Below are 2772 nucleotides of genomic sequence, written 5' to 3' on the forward strand. Positions count from 1 at the left end.
GACCCCGGCCGCCGAGGCCGAGGCCCCGCGCCGGCCCGCGCGGCCCGCCGTCGCCGTGTTCCAGCCGCCCGTCTTCACCGAGCCGATGTTCCAGACCCCGGAGCGGGCCGCCGCCGCGGCGGTGGCCGGGGCCGTGGAGGACGAGGAGCCCCAGGAGCACCCGGAGGACCAGGCCGAGCAGGGCGGCTCGCGGCGCCGCCGCCGTCGCCGGGGCCCCGGTCACGGCGAGGAGCCCGAGGCCCGGGCGGCCGAGGCCGCCGACGAGACGGTCGACGAGTCCGCCGAGGAAGAGGCGGAGGAGGCCGAGGACGCCGGGGACGCCGTCGAGGGCGAGGAGGGCGAGGAGACCGGCTCCCGCCGTCGCCGCCGCCGCGGTGGCCGGCGCCGTCGCCGGGGCGAGTCCGCCGAGACCGGGGGTGACGAGGAGTCGGAGGAGACCGACGAGCTCACCGCCGAGCAGGCCGCGCAGGACGCCGAGGACACCGCCGAGCAGCTCGAGGAGGACGACGACGAGGAGACGGCTCACGCCGCGGAGTCGGCCGAGGACCATGAGGACCACGAGGAACAGCCGGCCGGTGCGGGCGGCGGCTCCAGCAGCAGCCGTCGCCGTCGCCGCCGCCGTCGCCGGGCCGGTGACACCGGCACCGACGCCGAGCCGTCCGCCGACGACCCCGAGCGCACCGTCGTCAAGGTCCGCGAGCCGCGCAAGCCCGCCGAGCCCTCCGACGAGGTGCAGTCCATCAAGGGCTCGACCCGGCTGGAGGCCAAGAAGCAGCGCCGCAGGGAAGGCCGTGAGCAGGGACGCCGACGCGTTCCGATCATCACCGAGGCCGAGTTCCTGGCCCGCCGTGAGGCCGTCGAGCGTGTGATGGTCGTACGACAGCACGGCGACCGTACGCAGATCGGCGTCCTGGAGGACGGCGTGCTCGTCGAGCACTACGTCAACAAGGAGCAGGCGACCTCGTACGTCGGCAACGTCTACCTCGGCAAGGTGCAGAACGTGCTGCCGTCGATGGAGGCCGCCTTCATCGACATCGGCAAGGGCCGCAACGCCGTGCTGTACGCGGGCGAGGTCAACTTCGGGGCGTTGGGGCTGGCCAACGGCCCGCGTCGTATCGAGTCCGCCCTGAAGTCCGGGCAGTCCGTGCTCGTGCAGGTCACCAAGGACCCCATCGGGCACAAGGGCGCCCGCCTGACCAGCCAGGTCTCCCTGCCGGGCCGTTACCTCGTGTACGTCCCCGAGGGCTCGATGACCGGCATCAGCCGCAAGCTGCCCGACACCGAGCGGACCCGGCTGAAGAGCATCCTCAAGAAGATCGTCCCCGAGGACGCGGGCGTCATCGTGCGCACCGCCGCCGAGGGCGCGAGCGAGGACGAGCTGCGCCGGGACGTGGAGCGGCTGCAGTCGCAGTGGGAGGACATCCAGAAGAGGGCCAAGAGCGGCGGCGCGCCGAAGCTGCTGTACGGCGAGCCGGACATGACGGTCCGGGTCGTGCGCGACATCTTCAACGAGGACTTCTCCAAGGTCGTCGTCAGCGGTGGCGAGGCGTGGGAGACCATCCACGGGTACGTCTCGCACGTCGCCCCGGACCTCGCCCCGCGACTGCAGCGCTGGACGAGCGAGGTCGACGCCTTCGCGACGTACCGGATCGACGAGCAGCTCGCCAAGGCCCTGGACCGCAAGGTCTGGCTGCCCAGCGGCGGTTCGCTGGTGATCGACCGGACCGAGGCGATGATCGTCATCGACGTCAACACCGGCAAGTTCACCGGCCAGGGCGGCAACCTGGAGGAGACGGTCACCAGGAACAACCTGGAGGCGGCCGAGGAGATCGTGCGCCAGCTGCGGCTGCGCGACCTCGGCGGCATCATCGTGATCGACTTCATCGACATGGTCCTGGAGTCCAACCGCGACCTGGTGCTGCGGCGCCTGCTGGAGTGCCTGGGCCGGGACCGTACGAAGCACCAGGTGGCCGAGGTGACCTCGCTGGGCCTGGTGCAGATGACCCGCAAGCGGGTCGGTCAGGGCCTGCTGGAGTCGTTCTCCGAGACCTGCGTCCACTGCAACGGCCGCGGCGTCATCGTCCACCTCGACCAGGCGAGCGCCGCCGCCGGCGGGAGCAAGCGCCGCAAGCGCGCTCGCGCGGGTGCCGAGCAGCCGCACGAGCACGAGGCCGTGGCGGCTCAGGCCGCCGCCCGGACCGCGGAGGAGGAGGCGGAGACGGAGGAGGAGGTCGCCGCCGAGGTCGCCGAGCCGGTCGCCCTGCCCGCACTCGAGATGGCGCCGGACGAGGAGCTGTACAGCAGCGTCGCCGAGGCGGAGGCCGCGGCGAGCCGGGGCCGTGGGCGGCGCCGCGTGAGCCGTCGGGTGTCCGCTCCGGCGGGCGCGCCGAGGGATCATGCCGACGACGCCACCCGGGCTCCCACGGCTCAGGACGTCACCGCGGCGGAGGCGGCCGAGCGCCCGGTGCAGCCGGTGTCGGCCGAGCAGGCGCAGGCCGAACCGGTGGCCGTCGAGGACGCGGTCGTCCCGGCGTCCCCGGCCGAGGCCCCGCCTGCCGAGGAGGCCGCCCCGAAGGCCCGTACGCGCCGTCGCGTGACCCGCGAGGTGTCCGCGCCGGCCGCTTCCCCGGAGGGTGCCGAGGCGGCCGTGGTGACGGTCCCGGAGGCCGCCCCGGAGCCGGAGGCCGAGCCCGAGCCCGCGCAGGCGGAGGAGCCGCCCGCCGAGGCCGCCGCCCCGGCCCGTCCCCGCCGCCGTGCCGTGCGCAAGGCCAC

General features: G+C 74.5%; 1 protein-coding gene. It reads left to right on the top strand.

Translation table 11 applies throughout. The features are described from left to right. On the top strand, positions 1–2772 hold a 2772-nt coding region (locus DEP02_RS20600), incomplete at both ends, for an Rne/Rng family ribonuclease (RefSeq protein WP_232839212.1).

The organism is Streptomyces triticisoli, assembly GCF_003270085.1.
Lineage (GTDB): Bacteria > Actinomycetota > Actinomycetes > Streptomycetales > Streptomycetaceae > Streptomyces > Streptomyces triticisoli.